The sequence below is a fragment of the Sphingobium cupriresistens genome, assembly GCF_004152865.1.
In the GTDB taxonomy this organism is placed as follows: Bacteria; Pseudomonadota; Alphaproteobacteria; order Sphingomonadales; family Sphingomonadaceae; genus Sphingobium; species Sphingobium cupriresistens.
Map to the genome: position 1 here is coordinate 90,785 of NZ_SEOO01000011.1, position 18,738 is coordinate 109,522.

16 protein-coding genes and 1 pseudogene are annotated in these 18,738 nt (G+C 61.5%); 10 read left to right on the top strand and 7 right to left on the bottom strand.

The window, feature by feature from the left end; translation table 11 throughout:
* The 5 genes from greA to carA form a co-directional block, all read right to left on the bottom strand.
* On the bottom strand, positions 1-477 hold the full coding sequence (greA, locus tag EWH12_RS08770; RefSeq protein WP_066603207.1) for a transcription elongation factor GreA: 477 nt from the start codon (positions 475-477) through the stop codon (positions 1-3).
* A 78-nt stretch (positions 478-555) separates the two neighbouring features.
* On the bottom strand, positions 556-3,891 hold the full coding sequence (gene carB / locus EWH12_RS08775) for a carbamoyl-phosphate synthase large subunit (RefSeq protein ID WP_129926341.1): 3,336 nt from the start codon (positions 3,889-3,891) through the stop codon (positions 556-558).
* Positions 3,891-4,670, bottom strand: coding sequence for a hypothetical protein (locus tag EWH12_RS08780; RefSeq protein ID WP_129926342.1), 780 nt, complete (start codon positions 4,668-4,670; stop codon positions 3,891-3,893). Before EWH12_RS08780 ends, carB begins: the two co-directional genes overlap by 1 nt.
* Positions 4,667-5,035 carry a ribonuclease E inhibitor RraB gene (locus EWH12_RS08785; protein ID WP_129926343.1) on the bottom strand — a complete coding sequence of 123 codons (369 nt, stop codon included), beginning with the start codon at positions 5,033-5,035 and terminating at the stop codon, positions 4,667-4,669. Before EWH12_RS08785 ends, EWH12_RS08780 begins: the two co-directional genes overlap by 4 nt.
* Positions 5,032-6,297, bottom strand: a complete 1,266-nt coding sequence (gene carA / locus EWH12_RS08790; RefSeq protein ID WP_129926344.1) for a glutamine-hydrolyzing carbamoyl-phosphate synthase small subunit — start codon at positions 6,295-6,297, stop codon at positions 5,032-5,034. The genes EWH12_RS08785 and carA overlap by 4 nt, the downstream gene beginning before the upstream one ends.
* 154 nt (positions 6,298-6,451) lie before the next feature.
* Between carA and EWH12_RS08795 the strand changes: the two genes are divergently transcribed.
* The 9 genes from EWH12_RS08795 (at position 6,452) to EWH12_RS08835 (ending at position 15,696) form a co-directional block, all read left to right on the top strand.
* Positions 6,452-6,904 (top strand): GatB/YqeY domain-containing protein, encoded by a 453-nt coding sequence (locus EWH12_RS08795; protein WP_129926345.1) that lies wholly within the window; start codon positions 6,452-6,454, stop codon positions 6,902-6,904.
* Between the two features lie 63 nt (positions 6,905-6,967).
* Positions 6,968-7,351: an endonuclease domain-containing protein gene (locus tag EWH12_RS08800; protein ID WP_129926346.1), complete on the top strand. Its 384-nt coding sequence runs from the start codon at positions 6,968-6,970 to the stop codon at positions 7,349-7,351.
* The gene (gene dnaG / locus EWH12_RS08805) at positions 7,348-9,246 is read left to right on the top strand and encodes a DNA primase (RefSeq protein WP_066603223.1); all 1,899 of its coding nucleotides are present in this window, start codon (positions 7,348-7,350) and stop codon (positions 9,244-9,246) included. The genes EWH12_RS08800 and dnaG overlap by 4 nt, the downstream gene beginning before the upstream one ends.
* Positions 9,247-9,287: 41 nt before the next feature.
* Entirely contained in the window at positions 9,288-11,342 is a 2,055-nt protein-coding gene (rpoD, locus tag EWH12_RS08810; RefSeq protein ID WP_066603225.1) for an RNA polymerase sigma factor RpoD, read from the top strand.
* 214 nt (positions 11,343-11,556) lie between these two features.
* Positions 11,557-12,237, top strand: a complete 681-nt coding sequence (locus tag EWH12_RS08815; protein ID WP_066603227.1) for a DUF6975 family protein — start codon at positions 11,557-11,559, stop codon at positions 12,235-12,237.
* A 76-nt stretch (positions 12,238-12,313) separates the two neighbouring features.
* A complete protein-coding gene (locus EWH12_RS08820; RefSeq protein ID WP_066605446.1) occupies positions 12,314-13,159 on the top strand; it encodes an AAA family ATPase in 846 nt (281 codons plus the stop codon).
* A gap of 41 nt (positions 13,160-13,200) precedes the next feature.
* Positions 13,201-13,614 carry a GFA family protein gene (locus EWH12_RS08825; RefSeq protein ID WP_066603229.1) on the top strand — a complete coding sequence of 138 codons (414 nt, stop codon included), beginning with the start codon at positions 13,201-13,203 and terminating at the stop codon, positions 13,612-13,614.
* A gap of 119 nt (positions 13,615-13,733) precedes the next feature.
* Positions 13,734-14,783 (top strand): hypothetical protein, encoded by a 1,050-nt coding sequence (locus EWH12_RS08830; RefSeq protein WP_129926350.1) that lies wholly within the window; start codon positions 13,734-13,736, stop codon positions 14,781-14,783.
* Between the two features lie 43 nt (positions 14,784-14,826).
* Positions 14,827-15,696, top strand: a complete 870-nt coding sequence (locus EWH12_RS08835) for a DUF817 domain-containing protein (protein WP_129926347.1) — start codon at positions 14,827-14,829, stop codon at positions 15,694-15,696.
* On the opposite strand, the gene EWH12_RS08840 is transcribed toward EWH12_RS08835, so the two are convergent.
* On the bottom strand, positions 15,670-17,034 hold the full coding sequence (locus tag EWH12_RS08840) for a methyl-accepting chemotaxis protein (protein ID WP_201785495.1): 1,365 nt from the start codon (positions 17,032-17,034) through the stop codon (positions 15,670-15,672). The genes EWH12_RS08835 and EWH12_RS08840 overlap by 27 nt on opposite strands.
* Before the next feature lie 143 nt (positions 17,035-17,177).
* Between EWH12_RS08840 and EWH12_RS08845 the strand changes: the two genes are divergently transcribed.
* Positions 17,178-18,353, top strand: a complete 1,176-nt coding sequence (locus EWH12_RS08845; protein ID WP_066605447.1) for a vWA domain-containing protein — start codon at positions 17,178-17,180, stop codon at positions 18,351-18,353.
* A 283-nt stretch (positions 18,354-18,636) separates the two neighbouring features.
* Here EWH12_RS08845 and EWH12_RS08850 read toward each other — a convergent pair.
* Positions 18,637-18,738 (bottom strand): annotated as a pseudogene (locus EWH12_RS08850) (IS5/IS1182 family transposase); the annotation flags it as partial.

Here is an 18,738-nt window from a genome sequence, read left to right on the forward strand (position 1 = left end):
TCAGATGAAATCGATCTTGTCGACTTGGTAGAATTTGTCCCCGGACGGCACGGACACTTCCACGTCCTCGCCCACCGTGCGGCCGATCAGCGCGCGGCCCAGCGGGCTGTTATAACTGATCATGCCCTGCTTGGCGTCCGCTTCGGCCTGGCCGACAATCTGGTATTTCACCGGCTTGTCGTCTTCATCCAGCAACGTCACGGTCGCGCCGAACACGATCTTGTCGCCCGACAGGGTCGTCGGGTCAATCACCTGGGCGCGGGACAGCTTGTCCTCCAGATCGTTGATCGTCGCCTCGACCTGGCCCTGCCGCTCCTTGGCGGCGTGATATTCGGCGTTTTCGGACAGATCACCGTGCGCGCGCGCTTCTTCGATGGCGTCCACGATCAAAGGCCGCTCGGCCTTCAACTCGCGGAGCTGCGCGGTGAGCTTGTTATAGCCCATCTGCAGCATCGGCATCTTCTCGACGGTCGCCATTTGCAAATCCTTCGTCAAAACTTCCCTTTGGCGACCCGAACGTCGGGTCGCCCGCAGCATGCTTCCTTGTGCAGGGGATCAGGCTTGCGACAGGGGATAATAGGACTGGAGCGAGCGCACTTCAAGGGCATGACCCCGTAAAGCCTCGATCGCATCGGCCGCAGCGACGCTGGCGGCGGCCGTAGTGAAGCTGGCCACCTTGTGGCGCAGCGCGCTGATGCGGATCGCCTTGCTGTCTTTGAGCGACTGCCAGCCTTCGGTCGTGTTGAAAATGAGCTGCACGTCGCCATCGCTGATCTTGTCCACGATATGCGGGCGGCCTTCGGCGACCTTGTTGACCCGCTGAACGGCGATGCCCTGCTCTCCCAGATATTGGGCGGTGCCGCCGGTCGCGATCAGCCTGAACCCCATGTCCACCAGCTTGCGCGCGGCGGGCAGTATGACCGGCTTGTCGCTATCCTTGAGCGAGATGAACACCGTGCCCTCGGTCGGCAGCATGGTGCCCGCCCCAATTTGCGCCTTGGCAAAAGCGGTAGCAAAATTGCTATCAATTCCCATGACTTCGCCGGTGCTTTTCATTTCCGGTGAGAGAACCGGATCGACGCCGGGGAAGCGGCCGAAGGGGAATACCGCCTCCTTGACCGCCACATGGCTGATCGCGTTGCGGTCGATCTTCGGCAGATCCTTGATCTTCTCGCCGGCCATCACGCGCGAGGCGATCTTAGCGATGGGGGTACCGATCGCCTTGGCGACGAAGGGCACGGTCCGGCTGGCGCGCGGATTGACCTCGATCAGATAGACAATGCCGTCCTTCACCGCGAACTGGATGTTCATCAGGCCGCGCACCGACAGGGCATGGGCCAGCACTTCGGTCTGCCGCTCGATCTCTGCGATGATCCCGTCCGACAGGCTGTATGGCGGCAGCGAGCAGGCGCTGTCGCCCGAATGGACGCCCGCCTCCTCGATATGCTGCAACACGCCGGCCACGACCACATCGTCCCCATCACACAGCGCATCGACATCGACCTCGATCGCGTCGCGGAGATATTGGTCGATCAGCACCGGCGAGTCGCCCGACACCTTGACCGCGGTGGTGATATATTCCTCCAACTGCGCCTGTCCGTCGACAATCTCCATCGCCCGGCCGCCCAGCACATAGGACGGGCGCATCAGGACGGGATAGCCGATGCGGTTGGCGACCGCGATCGCTTCCTCGCGGCTGCGCGCGATGCCGTTGGCGGGCTGGCGCAGCTTGAGCTTGTCGATCAGCGCCGCGAAACGCTCGCGATCCTCGGCAAGGTCGATCGCGTCGGGGCTGGTGCCCAGGATCGGGATGCCCGCATCCTCCAGCGCCTGCGCCAGCTTGAGCGGCGTCTGGCCGCCAAACTGCACGATCACGCCTTTCAGTGTCCCGTTCGACATTTCGACGTTCAGGATTTCCAGCACATCCTCGGCCGTCAGCGGCTCGAAATAGAGGCGGTCAGACGTATCATAGTCCGTCGAAACCGTCTCAGGATTGCAGTTTATCATGATGGTTTCATAGCCGACTTCGCTCAGCGCGAAGCAGGCATGGACGCAGCAATAGTCGAACTCGATGCCCTGCCCGATCCGGTTCGGCCCGCCGCCCAGGATCACGACCTTCTCGCGATCGGTAGGCGCGGATTCATTCTCGGCCTCGCCGAACATCGGCGCTTCATAGGTCGAGTACATATAGGGCGTCTTCGCCTCGAACTCGGCGGCGCAGGTGTCGATGCGCTTGAACACCGGGCGCACGCCCAGCTTGTGGCGCAGCTTGCGTACTTCGTCCTCGGTCACGCCGCCGGTCATCGCCTTGACGGCTTCATGGATCAGGCCCGAACCGCGCGCGATGCCGCGCTCGTTGCCCGCCAGATTGGCGGACTTGAGCGCCAGCCAGGCGAGCCGTTTGTCAGAAAAGCCCATGGCTTTGAGGTGCCGCATCCCGTCCGCGTCGCGCGGCAGGCCATTGGCCAGCACTTCGCCTTCCGCGTCCACGATTTCCTTGATCCGTTCCAGGAACCAGGGATCGAACTTGGCGATATTGTGGATTTCCTGAACGCTCAGCCCTTCGCGCAATGCCTGCGCGGCGACCAGCAGCCGGTCCGGCGTCGGCTGGGCGAGCGCGGCGACGATGTCGTCCTTGGGCGCGCCGACCAGGTGATCGACCGTGTTGAAACCGCTGAGGCCGGTTTCCAGCCCGCGCAGCGCCTTCTGCATCGACTCATGGATGTTACGGCCGATCGCCATGACTTCGCCGACGGACTTCATCGCCGTGCCCAGCAGCGGCTCGGCGCCCTTGAACTTCTCGAACGCGAAGCGGGGGATCTTCGTCACGACATAGTCGATGGTCGGTTCGAACGACGCAGGCGTCGCGCCGGTGATGTCGTTGGTGATCTCGTCCAGCGTATACCCCACCGCCAGCTTGGCCGCGACCTTGGCGATCGGGAATCCAGTCGCCTTGGACGCCAGCGCCGACGAGCGCGACACGCGCGGATTCATCTCGATCACGACAAGACGGCCGTCCTTCGGATTGACGGCGAACTGTACGTTGGAACCGCCTGTTTCGACGCCGATTTCCCGCAATACCGCGATCGATGCGTTGCGCATGATCTGATATTCCTTGTCGGTCAGCGTCAGCGCCGGGGCAACGGTGATGCTGTCGCCGGTATGGACGCCCATCGGATCGACATTTTCGATCGAACAGATGATGATGCAATTGTCGTTGCGATCCCGCACGACCTCCATCTCATATTCCTTCCAACCGAGAAGGGACTCCTCGATCAGCACCTCGGTGGTCGGCGACGCATCCAGCCCGCCGCGCACGATCGTCATGAACTCATCGCGATTATAGGCGATGCCGCCGCCGGTGCCGCCCATGGTGAAGCTCGGCCGGATGATCGAGGGAAGCCCTGTAAACTCCAGCCCTTCCAGCGCCTCTTCCATCGTGTGCGCAATGCGCGAGCGGGCTGATTCCAGCCCGATCTTGTCCATCGCGTCGCGGAACTTGATCCGGTCTTCCGCCTTGTCGATCGCTTCGGCATCCGCGCCGATCATCTGCACGCCGTACTTCTCCAGCGTACCGTCATTGAACAACGCCAGCGCCGTGTTCAGCGCGGTCTGCCCGCCCATGGTCGGCAGCACCGCGTCCGGCCGCTCCTTCTCGATGATCTTCGCCACGATGTCCGGCGTGATCGGCTCGACATAGGTTGCGTCGGCAAATTCCGGGTCGGTCATGATCGTGGCCGGGTTGGAATTGACCAGGATGATGCGATAGCCCTCTTCCTTGAGCGCCTTCACCGCCTGCGTGCCCGAATAATCGAACTCGCACGCCTGGCCGATGATGATCGGGCCAGCGCCGATGATGAGGATGGAGGAGATGTCGGTGCGTTTGGGCATTATGATTGCATTCCCAAGAAACTTAGAATTAATTTAAGAAGTAATTTTGCGGCTTCGCCCACGAAAGTACCCGCAGCCTTTTCTGACACCCAGCCGAGCGTCTTTTTACTTCTAGACGCCAGTTCGGCAGATCGGACATATTCTCCTGATAGCGCTTGCTCTAACTGGCCAATTTCTATCGAGAGAGCGGAAGCCTGCTCAGGAGTAATTTCTCCAAGTTCGTTACCAGTTCGAATACGTCGCCTTAGTTCCGATGCACGGTCCCGAATTTCAGCGATTTCTTGGCTGTCCGCCTGAATTTTTACTACGAGATCATCAGATCGCTCGTTAATGGATGATTCTCGCAAATTTGACAGTGCCTGACGGAGCCAATCCGATCCAAATGCGTGGTACTTTCTAAGGACTGCATATTTATTATACAGCTCCAAATATCGATAAGTTCCAGACTCTGCTCGGTTGATTCCTATATTTTCATCTGGAGCGGAGGATACGATATTGTCATAGCGACGCCTATCATCCTCGACGCGGTCAATAAATTTCTCAAAGCGCTTACGGCCAATAGTAATGAATGCTCCTGCAAACTCATCATCTTCAATATATGATAAATCGCACATGTTCAGAAGGCGTATCGCGTTCGAAATTTCGTCATCGCTAACTTCAATATTCCAATTTTCAAACAAGAAAACTTGAATATCTTGCCGAGGACAAGACAGGCCGTTTGACAACCCACACGCACTATCTAGTATAGCTGCTGCTATGTATTCGAAGCGTTGGCTCAATGCACCGCCCCTGTCTGCGCCTCGCACCCCCAGCCGTCATATTCGACGCCGCAGAGGATTTCGATCTGGAGGCATTTGCGAGTCAGCGCGCGGATCGACTGCTCGTCGACGGGCTGCACGCATTCCAGGAACAGGTACAGGTCGCCCTCCTCATCCTCTTCCCGGTCGAGTTCGACAAAGCCGAACTGGCTGGCGATGGTGAGCAGCCGTTCGAAATCCTTTTCGCTGCCGCGGAAGGACACATCCACCGGCCGCGCGATCCGCGCTACGTCGCCATTGGCGGCGAGGTTGGCGAGCACGTCCTTGTCCGCCTCCCACTCGGCGGCGAGGCGGGCTTCATCGACGGGGGGGAGGTTGAGGCTCATGCCGCAACCGACCCTTTGAGGCCCGTCACGAATTTCCTGAACAGGTAGAAGCTGTCCTGCGGTCCCGGCGAGGCTTCGGGATGGTACTGCACCGAAAAAGCGTTCCTGTCGGTCAGTTCTATCCCGCAATTGCTGCCGTCGAACAGCGACACATGGGTCGCGCGGACATTGGCGGGCAGCGTGGCGGCATCCACGGCAAAGCCATGGTTCATCGATGTGATCTCAACCAGGCCATCGTCCAGCCGCTTGACCGGATGGTTCGCGCCGCGATGACCCTGATGCATCTTGATCGTCTTGGCGCCCACGGCCAGACCCAGCAACTGATGGCCCAGGCAAATGCCGAAGATCGGCACATTGTCGGTCAGCAGCGCGGCGATCACCGGCACGGCATAGGCGCCGGTCGCCGCCGGATCGCCCGGTCCGTTGGACAGGAACACGCCGTCGGGCTGCAAGTCCATCACCTGCTCGAACGTCGCGGTCGCGGGCAGCACGGTGACGCGCGCGCCGGCCTTCACCAGATTGCGGAAGATATTGTTCTTCGCGCCATAATCGATCGCCACAACATGCGGACGCGGCGCGGGAGTCGGCAGATCCTGTTCCGCGAACAGCAACGGCTCGCCATCCTCGCCCACCGCGGGATAGCCCGCCGCGACCGTCTCCAGCGCATCGGTGGCGTCGACATCATAGCCCTTGCCCAGCGTCCAGCCGCCATCCTTCCACAGGCGCGTCTCCTTGCCCGTGACTTCGATGGCCAGATCCATGCCCTCCAGCCCCGGCCAGCCCGCCGCCTTGGCGGCCAGCGCGGCGATATCGAACTGGCCGTCGGGATCATGGGCGATCACGACATTGGGCGCGCCTTTGACGCGGATCAGGCGGGTCAGCGCGCGGGTATCGACACCGGCGAGGCCAATACGGCCATTGTCCGCCATCCACTGGTCAAAGGCCATGACATTGCGGAAATTGCTCGGCGCGGTCACGTCCTCGCGCACGATGCAGCCCAACGCGTAAGGATTGTCCGCCTCGACATCGTCCAGGTTGGTGCCGACGTTACCGATATGGGGAAAGGTGAAATTGATGATCTGCCCGGCATAGGACGGATCGGTCATGATCTCCTGATAGCCGGTGATCGACGTGTTGAAGCACAGTTCGCCCACAGCCTCGCCGATCGCGCCGAAGCCGCGCCCGAACACCGCGGACCCATCGGCGAAAACCACGACCCCTGTCGCTCCTTTAGGCACGGTAAGGGTTTTGGCGTCAGCCATGGCGGTCGGTCCTTTATGCTTTTGCGGGAACCCGTCTGATGCGGGTTAAACGGCCGGTCACCTATGCCCCCACGCCCGCAAGGTCAACGTCTGTTAAAAATCTCTTTTGGCGCTATATCTGCTCCTTTCCGCAAGCAACAGGATTAATGCGTCGATGATTCGCGATACCATCAAGAGCGCCCAGGTCACCGCCATGAAGGCTGGCGACAAGGACAGGCTGGCGGCCGTGCGCCTGATTCTGGCGAAGCTGAAGGACCGCGACATCGAACTGCGCACCGCCTCCACCATGCCGGACGACGACGCCATCGTGGTCGAAGTGTTGCAGAAGATGGTCAAGCAGCGCCGCGAATCGATCGAGATGTTCAGGAACGGCGGCCGCGACGAACTGGCGGCCAAAGAACAGGCGGAGCTGGAGGTGATCGAAGGCTTCCTGCCTGCGCAACTGAGCGAGGACGAGACGAAGGCGACGATCGAGAGGATCAAGACCGAGGTCGGCGCGGCAAGCGTGAAGGACATGGGCAAGGTGATGGCGGTGCTGAAGGAACGCCATGGCAGTGTGATCGACATGAGCAAGGCGAGTGGAATGGTAAAGGCGGCGCTGGGCTAAGCTATCATTGATAGTTCCCCTCCCGCTTGCGGGAGGGGTTAGGGGAGGGCATGTTCCACATCAATGGACAAAGGCTACGCCCGCCCCACCGCGAAAGCGCGCGCACTGCGTAATAATGCCACGGGCGTCGAACGCGCCCTATGGCACGTCATCAGTGCCCGAAAAATCTCCGGCATCCGTTTCAACCGTCAGGTTCCCATCGGCCAATTCATCTGCGATTTCGTGGCGCGATCCATCGGCCTGGTGATCGAAGTCGACGGCGGACAGCATAATGATGAGGTTGATGCGGAACGGACGCGCTACATCGAAGCACAGGGCTTTCGCATGATCCGTTTCTGGAACAATGATGTTCTGGGCAATATCGAAGGCGTGATTGAGGAAATCGAACGGGTGATTGCAAACATGCCCTCCCCCGACCCCTGCCGCAAGCGGGAGGGGAGAGATTGAGCCTTTCCCCCGCTTTCCTCGACGAACTGCGGATGCGCACGTCGCTGTCCACCCTGATCGGCCGCACGATCAAGGTCACCAAAGCGGGCCGCGAATACAAGGCTTGCTGCCCCTTCCACAATGAGAAGACGCCCAGCTTCACGATCAACGACGAGAAGGGCTTCTATCATTGCTTCGGCTGCGGCGCGCATGGCGATGCGATCCGCTGGATGACCGACCAGCGCGGCCTGCCCTTCATGGAGGCGGTCAAGGAACTGGCGCAGGCCGCCGGCATGGACGTCCCCGCCCCCGATCCGCGCGCCGCCAAGCGCGCCGAACAGGCCAAGGGCCTGCATGACGCCATGGCCGCCGCGCAGGGCTTTTTCGAGGAGCAACTGGGCGGCATCGACGGCGGTGAAGCCCGCGCCTATCTGCAAAAGCGCGGCATCAGCGATGCGACACGCCGGGCCTTCGGCTTCGGCTTCTCCCCTGACGGGCGCGGCCGTCTGAAGAGCGCGCTCAAGGATTTCGGCGAGCCGATGCTGGTTGAGGCCGGACTGCTGATCGATCCTGAAGCACTGGAGCAGGGCAACGCCAGGAAACGCGAACGCTATGATCGCTTCCGCGGGCGCCTGATGCTACCCATCCGGGACATTCGTGGCCGCGTCATCGCCTTTGGCGGCCGCATATTGGGCGCGGGTGAGCCGAAATATCTGAATTCCCCCGACACGCCGCTGTTCGACAAAGGCCGCACCCTCTACAATATCGACCGCGCCTCCCCCGCCAGCCGCCAGACCGAACGGGTGATCGTGGTCGAAGGCTATATGGACGTGATCGCGCTGGCGCAGGCCGGCTTCGGTGATGCCGTCGCCCCGCTTGGCACCGCGCTGACCGAACATCAGATCGAGCGGCTGTGGAAAATGGTCGAAGTGCCGATCCTCTGCTTCGACGGCGATTCGGCGGGACAAAAGGCCGCGATCCGCGCCGCCACCCGCGCCCTGCCGCTGCTGCGCCCCGGCCATAGCCTCTGCTTTGCCACCCTGCCGCCGGGCAAAGACCCCGACGATCTGCTGCGCGAGAGCGGCCCGCAGGCGATGGAAGCGGTGCTCAAGGCGGCCGAACCGCTGATCGAACGGCTATGGAGCCATGAACTGAGCGCCATGCCGCTCGACACGCCCGAACAGAAGGCCGCGCTCAAGCAGCGGCTACGCGCCATAACGGATGCGATCGCCCATCCCGACGTCCGCGCCCATTATGCCCATGAATTTCGCGAACGCTATGACGCGCGCTTCTTCGCCCGGCGCGATAACACCCCGGCGCAAAGGCAGGCGCGCGGCGGCGGGGATGGCGGCCGCTGGCAACGTGACAAGCGCGGCAACTGGAAAGCGCCGATTCCCGCGGCCGGTTTTGAAGTCCGCGCGATCGGCGCCAATGGCCTGGAACAGCGACTGCTACGCGCCGTCCTGGCCAGTCTGCTGCGCCATCCCGAACAGATTCTGCCCCATCGCGAGATGCTGTCGGCGCTGCAAATCGCTGATTCGCTGCTGGCGCAATTGCTGGACGTGATGATCAGCACGTCCTTCCGCAAAGAAACAGTTGAAACACAGGCCCTCCTTACCATATTGGGGCAAGGTGAGTTGTATAATATGGCTAAGGGGATGCTCCGGGCCGATGCGTTCAAACTCACTCCCGACAGGACGACCACCGATCCTGATCGCGTCGCACGCGATCTTGAGGAGGCCGTTCGGGTAATGACACAGGGACCAGAGCTTGAGCGGAATTTGGCCGTAGCGACCGAGCGGGTGAAGGCGGATGTGAGCGAAGAGAATTTGCTGGCGCAAAATCATGCGCTGGTTGCTCATCGCAACCATCTTCTCCGCTTGGCGGAACTCGGCCAGTCCGAAGACATTATTTGATGAGATCGTTCTTGCGAGAGCGGCGGAGTTAAGGCGAATAAATGGCGACCAAGGCGAACAGCAAGAGTGCGGCGGGTGCAGGCGATGGCGGGGATGAAGGCGGCGACGCCCCCCTGCTCGACCTCAACGAAGCCTCGGTCAAGAAGCTGATCGCGCGCGCGAAAAAGCGCGGCTACATCACCTATGACGAGTTGAACAACGCCTTGCCGCAGGACCAGATGTCCTCCGAGCAAATCGAGGACGTGATGTCCGCGCTGAACGACATGGGCGTCAACATTGTCGAAAATGAGGAAGCGAGCGAAGACGGCGACGAGCAGCGCGAGCGTGAGGATGCCGACGACGCCGAAGATGATTCGGGCGATGATGATGGCGGCCCGAAGCTTATCACCGAAAAGAAGAAGGAAACGGTCGATCGCACCGACGATCCCGTTCGCATGTATCTGCGCGAAATGGGCGCGGTGGAACTGCTCAGCCGTGAGGGCGAAATCGCCATTGCCAAGCGGATCGAGGCGGGCCGCGACACGATGATTCTGGGTCTGTGCGAAAGCCCGACGACCTTCAACGCGATCATCGAATGGTCGACCGCGCTCAACAATGGCGAAATGCAGCTGCGCGAGATTCTCGATCTCGACGCCATGCTGTCCAAGGACCCTGCCCCGGAAAGCCTGGAGGAAGGCGCCGAGGATGATGATGGCGAGATCAGCGAGAAGACCGCTGGCCCTAGCTTCAAGGAAGAAGAAGAGCCGGAGGAGGAATCCGCCGACGCCGACGAGGATGAGGACGGCGCCCCCCGCGCCCGCCGCGTCGAGGAAGAAGAGGAAGAGGACAACACCCTCTCCCTCGCCCAGATGGAAGAGACGCTCAAGCCGATGGCGCTTGAAAAGTTCGCGACCATCACCGAAATCTTCCGCGCCTTTTCCGCCGCACAAGAAGCCCGCATGGTCGCGATGGCGGTGGGCGAAGTGCTGAGTCAGAAGGCCGAGGATGATTATCATGATTTGCGCGAGCAACTCACCGCGCAGGTCGAAAGCGTCCAGTTCCACCAGCAGAAGATCGAATATCTGGTCGATCAGCTCTATGCCTATAACCGGCGCCTGACCGCGCTGGGCGGGCAGATGCTGCGCTTGGCCGAACGCCATAAAGTCAGCCGCAAGGATTTCCTCGACCGCTATGTGAATCATGAGCTCGACGACGCCTGGCTCGACAAGGTGCAGGGCCTCGACAAGAAATGGGCCGCCTTCGCCGCCGCCGAAGGGCGGGCGGTCGATCGCATCCGCAATGAGGTGAGCGAAATCGCCCAGGCGACCGGCATGTCGCTCAGCGAGTTTCGCCGCATCGTCAACATGGTGCAGAAGGGCGAGCGCGAAGCGCGCATCGCCAAGAAGGAAATGGTCGAGGCGAACCTGCGCCTGGTCATCTCTATCGCTAAAAAATATACAAACCGCGGCCTGCAATTTCTTGATCTTATTCAGGAAGGCAATATCGGCCTGATGAAGGCGGTGGATAAGTTCGAATATCGCCGCGGCTACAAGTTCAGCACTTATGCCACCTGGTGGATCAGGCAGGCGATCACCCGTTCGATCGCGGATCAGGCGCGGACCATCCGTATCCCGGTCCATATGATCGAAACGATCAATAAGCTGGTCCGCACCAGCCGACAGTTCCTGCACGAGCAAGGCCGCGAACCTACCCCGGAAGAGATGGCCGAGCGCCTCTCCATGCCGCTCGAAAAGGTCCGCAAGGTGATGAAGATCGCCAAGGAGCCGATCTCCCTCGAAACGCCGATTGGCGACGAGGAGGACAGCCATCTGGGCGACTTCATCGAGGACAAGAATGCGATCATACCGGTGGACGCCGCGATCCAGGCGAATCTGAAGGAAACTGTCACCCGCGTCCTGGCGTCTCTCACCCCGCGTGAGGAGCGCGTGCTCCGGATGCGCTTTGGCATCGGCATGAACACCGACCACACGCTGGAGGAAGTCGGCCAGCAGTTCAGCGTCACCCGCGAACGTATTCGTCAGATCGAAGCGAAGGCGCTGCGCAAGCTCAAGCATCCGTCGCGCTCGCGCAAGATGCGGTCTTTCCTCGATCAGTAACGAAAGCATCGTTCGGAAAAGTGGAAACTGGTTTTCCGTAAAAACGATTCGGCGACAAAAACTAAATTGATCGGTAAATAGTAATTAACCATCGTTGACGGAAAAGGGCGGCTTTCACAGTCGCCCTTTCTGATTCCGTAAACCGGACGTTTACTCCGGCCTACTATGCCTTGGGATCGCAGCCTGCCGATGCGGGCGTAATAGGGATTTGGGCATGAGCGAAGCGGCACCGCGCTATCAATTTGGCGACATAGCGCGAATTTTGGAGGCGCTGGTCGCCGCCGATGGAACGGCCGCTCATGCCTATGCCAATCGCGCCGGCACCGGTGTAGCGCGCGACGCGCTGCTCTCGCTGTCCGACCTGGCCGACGCGACCTATTATCTCTGCATGCTCCACGGCCGTCATCCCGGCGTGATCGATCATGCCGCGACCCGTTCGGCCGACAATGCCGCACGCCAATGGCTGATCGAGACGGCAGACGCCTTCGCTCGCGAGCGCGCCTATCTCACCCAGGTCACGGTCGCCACCGGTCCCGCGCCCAGCACGGCAGGTCAGGCCGATTGTGAAACCGCCGTCAGCCAGCAGCGCCATGCGCTCGACATGCTGGCCCAGTCCGACCGCCGCGGTTGCGCCATGGGCGCTGCAATGGCTTTGGTGCTCGATTGGCGCGCGGTGCGCCAGGTCCTCGACATGGCGGCCCTGCGCGCAGGCCTGGAGCCCCATCCCTATGCCATGCCCGATCGTAACGCGACGCTGGATGTCGCCCGCGCGATCGGCGGCGACGATGGCATCGACCGGGCGATCCAGTTCGGCGCGCGCCAGTTGCTGAACCAGCATCGCGGTCTGTGGGATCTGCTTGCCGCCCGCGCCGACGTGCGCGCCCGACAGGCCTAATTTCCCCTTTTACGATTGCGCCTGCCCATCGCTTTGCCTAGTCCGGTTGTCATCGGCAACCGAATGGAATAGCAATATGCGCTTTGAAGGCACGCAGGATTATGTCGCCACCGACGACCTGAAGGTCGCGGTCAACGCCGCCGTGCTGCTACGTCGCCCCTTGTTGGTCAAAGGGGAGCCAGGCACCGGCAAGACCGTCCTGGCCCAGGAGATCGCCAAGGCGCTGGACGCGCCGTTGATCGAATGGAACGTCAAGTCCACGACCAAGGCGCATCAGGGCCTCTATGAATATGACGCCGTCGCCCGCCTGCGCGACGGCCAGTTGGGCGACGCGCGCGTCCACGACATCGCCAACTACATCCGAAAGGGCAAATTGTGGGAGGCCTTCACCTCGCCCAAGCTGCCCGTGCTGCTGATCGACGAGATCGACAAGGCCGACATCGAATTTCCCAACGATCTGTTGCAGGAACTCGATCGCATGGCCTTCCACGTCTATGAGACGGGCGAGACGATCGCCGCGGCCGATCGCCCGGTCGTCATCATTACGTCGAACAACGAGAAGGAGCTGCCCGACGCTTTCCTGCGCCGTTGTTTTTTCCATTATATCAAATTTCCGGACCGCGACACGCTGGCGCAAATCGTCGACGTCCATTTCCCCGGCATCCAGAAGATATTGGTCAGCAAGGCGATGGATATCTTCTACGATATCCGCGAGGTGCCGGGCCTCAAGAAGAAGCCCTCGACCTCCGAACTGCTCGACTGGCTCAAGCTGCTGCTGAACGAGGATATGCCGCTAGACGTTCTCCAGAACAGCGATCCGACCAAGGCGATCCCGCCGCTCCACGGCGCGCTGCTCAAAAATGAGCAGGACGTCATGATGTTCGAACGCCTCGCCTTCATGGCGCGCCGACAGGGGCGGTAACGCAGGATCACCGCCAACCTCCGTTGTGCTAAGGAATATCTATGTCCCACACCGCCGGATGCCTCTGCGGCGCCGTCCGCATCATCATCGACGCCGAACCAATCGCCGCGCGCATGTGCTGGTGCCGCCTGTGCCAATATCTGGGCGGCGGATCGGCGACCGTGAACGTCGGCTTCCCATCGGACAAGATGACGACCAGTGGCGACGTCCGCTGGCATGACAGCGTCGCCGACAGCGGCAACGCGATGAAGCGCGGCTTCTGTCCCACCTGCGGTACGCCACTGTTCAGCCTGGCCGAATCGCGCCCGCATCTTACCTTCATCCGCGCCGGCGCGCTCGACGATCCTTCGCTGATCGGGCCGCAGGCGGTGATCTGGACCGATGCCGCCCCTGGCTGGGCGCATCATGATCCCGACCTGCCCCATTATCCTGCGCAAATCCCGCCTGTGCCCTGAAACAGGCCCAGAGCGCCACGCGCGCAAAATAGACGCTTGCGCCCCCCGGTTTAGTCTGTAGCCTCTCCTTCATAGTTCAATGCCGCGCAAAGACGGTATCGACCTGGAGAGTGATGACAATGCCGAAGCGCACCAAAGGACTCATAGCCGCTATAGTCTCCGCGACAGCGTTGTGCCTTTCCATTCCGACTATCGCCCATGCCGCCGACGCCGAAGCCTGGACCCCGACCGAAAGCGCCATCCGCGCCGCCTCCGCCGGCATCGCCCTGCCCCATACCGTCGCCGGCCTCTCGCTCAGCAAGAGCGGCGAAGCGTCCAATGGCGGCCGCGCGGTCGACAATTATGCGCAATATCTGTCGGAGGATGGCGCCATCCAGGCGACCCTTTACGTCTATCTGCCAACCTATGCCGACGCCTCGCTGGCCGCTTATATGACTGACAAGGCGGTGATGGAGCGGTTCGGCGCGAAGACCCGCCGCACCGCCTATGCCAGCGCGCCCGTCGCCGGCCGGGCGGACGGCGCGATCCGCGCGGTCTATGACGATGCAGCCGACGGCGCGCTGACCACGGCCGCCGGGTTCGTCCATGCCGGGCGCTGGATCGTCAAGATCCGCGTGACCGGCCCGACCGAGCGTCGCGGCGAAGTGCTGGCCGGTCTAGACGGCATGCTGGCCAACCTGACGGTCGATGACCCCGCCAGCTTGCACGCCACCGCCCCCGCCAGCTTCTCCGCCTGTCCCGCCGCGCCGACCGCCGACGCCCGGCTGACTCCGCCCAAGCCAACCGAGGAAGCCGCGCCGCGGGATGTCCGCATCCCGCGCGATGGCAAGGATGCGCTCTGCATCCGCGGCACGGCCGCCACTGCCGACGGCCGCTACGACATGCTCCAGCAGGCCGGGCGCAGCGATAGCGCGATCATCGTGCCCGTCGATGATAGCGGCACCGTGCTGGCCTTCGATCCCGCCGCCAACGGCGCAGGCTACAAGCTATCGATTCACATGGTGGGCCAGACCGATATTTATGGCGTCTATGACAGGGTGCCCAGCCCGCATCAGATCGCCGCCATCATCGACGGCAAGGACACCCAGACCGCCGAGGCGCAAGCCGTCGCCACCTACGCCGCCAATGGCGAGGTGACGGTCAGCCGCCTGGCGCAGAAGGGGCGCTGAAGGCGCTTTCGATCTTGTCAAAATGCGGCTTTAACATGCCGGGATGAATCAGCCGACAGACGCGACCCGCTTCGCCCGTATCCGCGGCCGTCTGGAAGCGATCAGCATATCGCCCGGTCCAGCGGCATGGGCGTTCGAATTTCTTCTTTTCGGCTTCAAGCAGGGCTGGGCGTGCCTGTTCGGCGGCTTGATGCTGGCGCTCCTGCTGGCTACGCACCTTTTCTACCCGTCCGGCGCATACCTCCATCGCTATGATTTCCTGACGTTGGCGGCGCTCTTCATTCAGGCCGCGATGCTGGGCTTCCGGCTCGAAAGCTGGGACGAGGCGAAGGTCATCTTCGCCTTCCACCTGATTGGCACGATCATGGAATTGTTCAAGACTCATGCCGGTTCGTGGATCTATCCGGAGGCCAGCCTGCTTCATGTCGGTCCGGTACCGCTCTTTTCAGGATTCATGTATGCGGCGGTGGGCAGCTATATCGCCCGTATCTGGCGCATTTTCGATTTCCGCTTCCTCCATTATCCCCCGGTCTGGGCAACGATGTTGTTGGCTGGCGCCATCTACGTCAATTTCTTCGCCCATCATTGGCTGCCCGATATCCGGCTCGCCCTGTTTGCAGCCGCCGTCCTGCTATTTGGCCGCACCTGGATCATCTTTACGCCCTGGCGCGCGCCGCGGCGGATGCCGCTACTTTTTGGCTTCTTCCTCGTCGCCCTGTTCATCTGGTTTGCGGAAAATATCGGCACTTTCGCCAACGCCTGGACCTATCCCGACCAGCGCCATGGCTGGCAGATGGTCAGCGTCGCCAAGCTGGGCAGTTGGTATATGCTCATCATCATCTCCTTCGTGCTGGTGTCGCGCATCCACAACGGCGGCGCGAAACCCTCAGATCAGATAGCCCACCTCATATAGTCCCCAGCGCCGCCCGCTGAACATCAGCGGCACGAACACGCTGCGCAGCGCGCGGTAGCGGCCTTCGCCCAGATCCTGCCGATAGGTGTAGAGGAAGAAGTCGCCCTCCTCCTGCAAGGCGCGACGGGTCTGGCTATCCATGAAAATCTGCCGGTTGCGGGCATTTTCCATGTTCCAGTCAGGGGCGCCTGGCCGCTGCGGCTGGCAGCGCGCGCTAATATGGGTAGGCAGATAGCCGTTCATGTCGAGCAGGCAGCAGCCCACGATCGCGTTGTCCTCGCTGGTGCGGCGATCCAGCACCGGCCGCAACATCCCGTCCGCGAAATTGGTGAAGCCGTTGAGATATTGGGTGGGCGCCGATCCTTCGATCGCGCGGTAATCGGTGTCGAACAGCTGCGACGGGCTGATCTCCCCCTTTTGCAACGCCTGTTCGATCAACGCGCCGACCTCTTCCGCGCCATCCTCCGCCAAAGCGATATAGCGGCTGTTGCGTGTCTTCTGCGGCCCATGCGCGGCGGTGTTGAGCATGGCGTTGGCCATACCCTCCAGCCCTTCGAGTTGCTCGCGTGCGCTGTCGACCCGCGCCGCGCTGTCGCTGGCCGACCGGCTGAACGCCGCCAGCCCATGGCGCAGCGCATTGACGTCGCCATCGGCCGCGTCGGTGCAGGCGACGATAGCGCCCGACCGCTCGCCAAACTGGGTGACCAGCGAAGCGATCTCCGCCATGCCCAGGCGCAGTCGGTCGATATGCGCGCCCGCCCCCCGGCCGCGCACGATATTGGCCTCGACCCCGCCGATCAGGTGGCGCGCATCCCGGTCCAACTGGGTCAGTTTGTCGCCGGCCGACGCCGCTGACTCGCCCGCCTGCCCCGCCAGCCGCCTGATCTCGTCCGCGACCACGGCGAAGCCCTGAGTCGCCGCGCCTCCGCGCGCCGCCTCGATCGCGGCGTTAACCCCCAGCATCCGGGTCTGGCGCGCGATCGCGCCCAGTTCTTCCGAAATATCGCCCGCCGCCTCGATCACGGTAAGGAATTGGCGCAAATGCCCCTCCAGCCCGGTGACATGCTCCACCAACGCCGCCACCTCGCCCAGTGACAGGCCGATCACGTCATGCCCATCGGCGATGATCCGGCCGGCGCGTCGGGCGGTCAGGCTCAATTCCTGCGCCGCGGCGACGCTCTCATTCTGGCTCGCGGCCAGCGTTTCCATATTGGCCTGCAATTTCGCCAGATGCGCCGAATCGCCCTGGATACGGCGGTTCAACTCGCTCAAATATCCGGCCGTCTCGCTGCACTGCAATGCGATGTCGCCCGACCTTTCTCCAAGATCAGCCAACAAGTCCCTGTTTTCCAAGCGCGCCCCTGCTCATCTTTGTGCCGTGGATAGTGACGGATTAACCATGCGCTGCAACACTTAATATTCGAACAACTTTGCAGCGACGGCGGCTTGCATCGCTGCGCGCGGTGGACGACAAGCGATCCATGCTGCTCAATTTTCTAGACGCGCTCCGCGCCGCCGGCATCCAAGCCAGCATCAAGGAGCATCTGCTGCTGCTCGAAGCGCTCGAACGCGACGTCATCGCGCGGCGGCCGGAGGATTTCTATTATCTCGCCCGCGCCACTTATGTGAAGGACGAAGGGCTGCTCGACCGGTTCGACCAGGTGTTCGCCAAGGTCTTCAAGGGCGTGCTGGGCCAGGACGGGGTCGAGGCGGATATACCCGAAGATTGGCTACGCCTGGTCGCCGAGAAATTCCTCAGTCCTGAGGAAATGGAAAAGATCAAATCCCTGGGCGACTGGGACGAGATCATGAAGACGTTGAAAGAGCGGCTGGACGAACAGCAGGGCCGGCACCAGGGCGGCAGCAAGTGGATCGGCACTGGCGGCACCTCCCCCTTCGGCAATGGCGGCTACAACCCGGAAGGCGTGCGGATCGGCGGCGAATCCCGGCACAAGCGCGCGATTAAGGTGTGGGAAAAGCGGGACTTCGCCAATCTCGACAACGCCAAGCAATTGGGCACCCGCAATATCAAGGTCGCGCTACGCCGCTTGCGCCGCTTCGCGCGGGAAGGCGCGGCGGACGAACTGGATTTGGATGAAACCATCCGCGGCACCGCGCGGCAGGGCTGGCTCGACATTCGGATGCGGCCCGAACGGCATAATGCGGTCAAGCTGCTGCTCTTTCTGGACGTCGGCGGATCGATGGACCCGTTCGTGACGCTGTGCGAGGAGCTTTTCTCCGCCGCCACGGGTGAATTCAAGAATATGGAATTTTTCTATTTTCATAACTGCCTCTACGAAGGCGTGTGGAAAGATAATCGCCGCCGCTTTGCCGAGCGGATTTCGACTTGGGATATCCTCCACAAATATGGCCATGATTATAAGGTCATCTTCGTCGGCGACGCGGCGATGAGCCCTTATGAGATCGCCCAGCCCGGCGGATCTGTCGAACATATGAACCCGGAAGCCGGCGCGGTATGGCTTCATCGCGTCACCCACACCTATCCCGCCTGCGTGTGGCTCAACCCGGCGGCCGAAGCCCATTGGGGCTATAGCCAGTCGACGAAGATGATCCGTGAGTTGATGAACGATCGCATGTATCCGCTGACGATTCAGGGTATCGACGCGGCGATGCGCGAATTGACGCGCAAAAGATAGATTGATCCATTCTGGAATATGAAGATCAATAGCTCGTGGATCCGATGAAATCGGTTCAAACTCCCATTGTTAGTATATAAATAAAGGATCAGCCTTTTCTGCCATAATAGGTGGGAGAAGACTCATGCGAGTACTACACATCATTTCTTCACTTGCACTTTCACTTCCAGTCCCGACATGGGCGCAGGCCAACGCCTGCAAGGCTCAGGAAGATGCCGTCAATGACGTCGCCCAGATATTTGCCAAGGATCAAAGCGACCTTAGAGCCGGATTCGGAAGTTTCTCAATTCTGACAATACCTTGCGGTTCTGCGTGTGAGCATGCGGATTGAGGCGATGAGGGCCCAAGCTGTTGATGAGGCGATGGATCGCTCCCAGTCTTTCGC